This window comes from Kosmotoga sp. (assembly GCF_982836095.1).
This window is the reverse complement of sequence record NZ_CEYIHJ010000053.1, coordinates 1,446-6,685: the sequence shown is the minus strand read 5'-3', so window position 1 is coordinate 6,685 and position 5,240 is coordinate 1,446. Positions and strand designations below refer to the sequence as shown.

At 42.7% G+C, this 5,240-nt stretch carries 3 protein-coding genes and 1 pseudogene; all 4 read left to right on the top strand.

The window, feature by feature from the left end; genetic code table 11:
• A partial coding sequence (locus AC3LHT_RS05115) for a hypothetical protein (RefSeq protein ID WP_488662166.1) occupies nt 1–675 on the top strand: 675 nt, incomplete at its 5' end.
• Nucleotides 676–740: 65 nt separating this feature from the next.
• Nucleotides 741–2,660: a methionine--tRNA ligase gene (metG, locus tag AC3LHT_RS05110; RefSeq protein ID WP_488662165.1), complete on the top strand. Its 1,920-nt coding sequence runs from the start codon at nt 741–743 to the stop codon at nt 2,658–2,660.
• A gap of 25 nt (nt 2,661–2,685) precedes the next feature.
• Nucleotides 2,686–5,112 (top strand): DNA gyrase subunit A, encoded by a 2,427-nt coding sequence (gyrA, locus tag AC3LHT_RS05105; protein WP_488662164.1) that lies wholly within the window; start codon nt 2,686–2,688, stop codon nt 5,110–5,112.
• Nucleotides 5,113–5,128: 16 nt separating this feature from the next.
• Nucleotides 5,129–5,240: pseudogene (locus tag AC3LHT_RS05100) on the top strand (LexA family protein); the annotation flags it as partial.

Sequence of the window (5,240 nt, the reverse complement as noted above, 5' to 3'; positions counted from 1 at the left end):
ATCTCATTCCAGATAGATGTCAACCTTTTAGCTCAGATACAGATGACCCTGGATGCCATCGACTATTATGAAGCTTCTATGATCTTTTTCAGTGAACGCCAAACTCCTAAAATCGTCGGAAGCTTGTATGAACAGCTTTACAAAAACCTAAAGGCCTATCTTTTAGAAATGCCACAAAAAGTCAATGGTCTTGATATGCAAAAATTGCGCTCTTTGATTGAAAAGTTGAAGAATTATACCGCCGAAATGTCCATTTATTACTACGACCTTGCTGTAACGCTATTACCAGGAACCTGGAGTAGGTATCCTGATTGGGAGAGTATTTATTCACAATACATGAATGCTGTTATGACAACACAAGATCAACCTGAAGAAGCAATGAAGATGCTCATCGATATTGCAGGAAAGCACGCCTTTATCAGCGTAGCAATGTGGAATGGCGGGAGATATGGAATACCTGATGATACCCTGGAACTCTGCTTTAAATATGCCAAAGAACATCTTATTGAAAATGTAACCCTGTATAGAAAGTTTATGGAAGAAGTCTTAATGACTTACAGCGGTATAAAAGCCTTAATCGCTGATAAAATAGAAACAGTGACATCAGATAAATTAAAGCAACGCATGAAAAACTTCCTGCAGATTTATGATGTCATAAGCTCTACTCTTGAATAAACACAATAAAGGCTATACGGTTGTATACATATAAAATGTTATAATCGATTATTGGAGGTGCATCGATGAAAGATACGTTTTATGTCACCACGCCTATTTATTACATAAACTCTGAGCCTCATATAGGGTCGGCATACACAACAATCGTAGCCGATGTTGTTGCGAGGTATAAAAGGCTGGATGGCTACGATGTCTTTTTTTTGACGGGTACAGACGAGCACGGTCAGAAAGTTCTACAGGCAGCTGAAGCCAGAAACATGTCACCCCAAGCTTTTTGTGACGAACTGGCGGGTAAATTCCAAAAACTTTGGAAAGAGCTCAAAATAACCAACAATCAGTTTGTTCGTACCACTGACGAGATTCATATGAATACTGTTCAGCATTTCATTAAAAAGATGAAGGAAAACGGGGATATTTACAAAGGTCAATATGAAGGCTGGTATTGCGTACCCTGCGAAACTTTCTGGACTGAGGAAGACATTGGAAAGGAAAAAATCTGTCCCTCCTGTGGTAGAGAGGTGAAAAGGGTCAAAGAAGAGAATTATTTCTTCAGGCTCTCAAAATACAACGATGCGCTGTTGAAGCTCTTCAGGGAAAATCCCAATTTCGTTCAGCCCGATTTCAGACGCAATGAAATGCTCAAAATTCTCGAAGGCGGTTTAAGAGATCTCAGTATAACCAGAACCTCCTTCAAATGGGGTGTCCCTATGCCTGATGATCCCGAACATGTGATCTACGTCTGGGTTGATGCATTGATAAACTATATTAGTGCCATAGGTTATCCTCATGATATGGAGAAATTTGAAAAGTACTGGCCTGCCGATGTGCACCTTATTGGAAAGGAAATCAATCGTTTTCACTCGTTGATCTGGCCTGCAATGCTCATGTCTGCAGGACTTCCTCTTCCCAAACAGGTGTATGCCCATGGCTGGTTAACAGTGAATGGACAGAAAATTTCCAAATCACTGGGAAATGCCATAGATCCTAGAGAATTCGTGAAAACCTATGGTAACGATGCGGTTCGATATTATTTGTTGAAAGATATTCAATTTGGACGTGATGGAGATTTCTCCGAAGAGAATCTCATTACCCGTATCAATGCCGACCTGGCTAACGATCTTGGAAACCTGCTTCATAGAACGCAGGCGATGATCAAAAAGTTCAACGATGATATAATCCCCGAACCCGGTGAAAATGATACTGTTGACAAAGGGCTCATATCGCTTGCCAAGAAGACTGTTACTGCTTACAAAGAATACATGGACAAACTGAAATTCACACAAGCTCTTGAAACAATATGGGAGCTGGTGAAATACGGTAATAAATACATAGACCTTACAGAGCCATGGAAGTTGGGAAAACTCCCGGATAAAAAAGAACGCTTGAATACCGTACTATACAACCTTGCTGAGGTGTTGAGACTTGTTTCCCTCATGATAGCACCTATCATGCCTGATACAGCCAATGAGATTTTCAAGCGCATTGGTAAACAAGCGGTGGAGAACTTTGAAACCCTTGAATGGGGACGACTTGAAGCGGGCTTAAGCATTGTGCACGGCTCCCCTCTATTCCCGAGGATTGACCTTAAGGAACATCGCTGGGTATCAAGGGTTTCTGAAGAATCTGCCAGCGAGAAAGCGGAAATCGAAGAAACTGCGAATCTCATCGAAATAAGAGATTTCGCGCAGGTGGAGCTCAGAATTGGAAAAATACTTGAGGCGGAAAAAATAAAGAAATCAAAAAAACTGCTCAAACTTCAGATAGATCTCGGAGATCTCGGAAGAAGGCAGATAGTGGCTGGCATAGCCCAGCACTATGAGCCTGAAGAACTCGTCGGGCTCAAAGTCGTGGTTGTCACTAATTTGAAGCCGGCCAGATTAATGGGCGAAGAGTCAAAGGGCATGTTACTTGCGGCAAAGGATGGACAAAAGCTGACGGTACTGACTGTTCATCGGGATGTAGAGCCCGGAGCTAAAATATCCTGAGTCGAATTTTGAGAGGAGGTCTTGAATGCCAGAAAATATAATACCAAAACCGATCAACGATGAAATGATAGATGCTTATATGCTCTATTCCATGAGTGTTATAGTTGGTAGGGCTATTCCGGACGTGAGAGATGGCTTAAAACCTGTTCAGAGGAGAATCCTATATGGAATGTTAGCCCTTGGGCTTAGGCACAACCAGTCTTTCAAAAAGAGCGCAAGAATCGTTGGGGAAGTAATGGGTAAATTTCATCCCCATGGCGATATGGCTATCTACGATACCCTCGTTCGTATGGCCCAACCATTTTCCATGCGCTATCCGCTTATAGACGGTCAGGGGAACTTCGGCTCTGTAGACAGGGACCCACCAGCTGCAATGCGTTATACTGAAGCACGGCTTAAAAACATTGCCGAAGAGATGCTTCAAGACATAGACAAGAACACCGTTGATATGATGCCGAACTTTGATGGCTCGCTTGTAGAACCTGTTGTTTTGCCATCCCGTATTCCGAATTTGCTCATGAATGGGGCTTCTGGAATAGCAGTTGGAATGATGACTAATATCCCACCGCACAATTTAAGGGAATTGGTTGCTGCCATTGATGCACTTATCGATAACCCGGAAATTGACAACGAAGAGCTCCTTAACTACGTAAAGGGTCCTGATTTCCCCACAGGTGGGATAATCATGGACAAAGATGGCATGCGCAAGATCTACACCGAGGGAAAAGGTCGTTTCGTCATACGAGGTGTTGCAGAGATTCAAGAAGTAAGGGGAAACCTGTGCATAGTAATATCGGAAATCCCATACTCGGTTTCGAAAGCTGACTTGATTGAGCAAATGGCTTCTGCAGCCCAGAATCACAGGGATATACAGATAAGGAACATACGTGATGAGTCAGACAAGCAAGGTCTGAGAGTCGTTGTCGAATTGAAACGTGGTGCAGATCCAAATGTAGTTCTCAACCTTCTGTACAAACACACATCTCTGCAGGTTTCATACACTGCCCAGATGCTCGTTATAGATGAAAAGAAACGCCCGAAGGTAATGACTTTGAGGGAATTGCTCAAGTCCTTCATTAACCATCGATTCGAAATCATCACAAGACGCACTGAATACGACCTGGAACAGGACTCCAAACGTGCGCATATTGTTGAGGGACTTACAAAGGCTACAAGATCGATTGATACAGTAGTTGATATAATTAGAAACTCTCCTGACACCCAGCACGCCACAAACAATCTCATTGAAACTCTTGATGTCAGTGAATCTCAAGCCCAAGCTATACTCGATATGCGTCTTGGAAAATTGACTTCACTGGAGATAGACAAATTGGTAAAGGAATACCGCGAACTTGTTTCTCGAATTGACGGTTACCGGAAGATACTTTCTGATCCCAAGAATATCTACAAGATAATAAAAGAGGAGCTCGAGGAGATCAATGCAAAATACGGTGATGCAAGAAAGACAAAGATCACCAATGATATATCTGGAGATTTCAATGTAGAAGATGTAATACCTGATGATGATATCGTGGTCGCCGTAACTCATAAAGGCTATATAAAGTCAACCCCCCTTGAAAGTTATCGAATGCAGGGGAGAGGAGGAAAAGGAGTTCGGGGAATAAAAACCAAAAACGAAGATTTCGTGACTAACATCCTTACCACTACTCGCCTTAGCAAGACCGTTATTATCACTTCGAAGGGGAAAGCTTATCTCATTAACAATCACGAGCTTGATTATTCTTCGCGTGATTCAAGGGGAAAGCTTCTCGCCAACTACGTGAAAATTGACCCCGAAGAAACGGTCCAGGCTGTTCTTTCTGCTCGTAAGGAAAATCTCGAAGGTAAAGCGCTGGTCATCACGACAAAAAAGGGCAAAATCAAGCGAACTCCATTTGCCGCTTTTGCAAATTCCAGAATCTCTGGAATAAAGGCAATTACTCTCAATGAGGGCGATAAAGTAGTAAGCGCCATGATCAGTGAACATGAAGACGATACGGTTCTCATATCCACGGCACTGGGTATGGTAATCAGATTTCCAGTGACTCAAATAAGATCCATGGGAAGAAGCGCAGCAGGTGTTATAGGAATAAAATTGCGTGGAAACGATATGGTGGTATCCAGCAGCATTGTAGCTGCCAATGATCAGCGCTATCTTTTCACAGCCACGGAATGGGGTGTGGGGAAAAGAACGCCACTCAGTGAATATCGGCCCCAGAATCGCGGCGGAATGGGATTGAAAAATCTATATGGTATTGACAGAATTGGGAAAGTAATCGATGCGCTTGTTGTGACTGATGAAGATGAACTCATTGTAATTACAAAAGCCGGAATGTCTATCAGGATTCCTGTGTCTCAAATAAGGCCAACACGAAGAATAACAAAAGGCGTGAAAATCGTTGAATTAAAAGGGGATGACAGCGTTGCCAGCATGGCGGTTATAGCTGATTGAATCAGGGGGTGAAAGGGTGACACTTACAGAGCGGCAAAAGGAAATTTTGGAGTATATCGAAAACTTCATCAAACTAAATGGGTATCCACCCAGTATAAGGGACATATGCAACGATTTCGGCATTGCTT

Coding starts and splice junctions, on each gene's coding strand:
- metG (WP_488662165.1), top strand. CDS start 741: ATGAAAGATACGTTTTATGTCACCACGCCTATTTATTACATAAACTCT.
- gyrA (WP_488662164.1), top strand. CDS start 2,686: ATGCCAGAAAATATAATACCAAAACCGATCAACGATGAAATGATAGAT.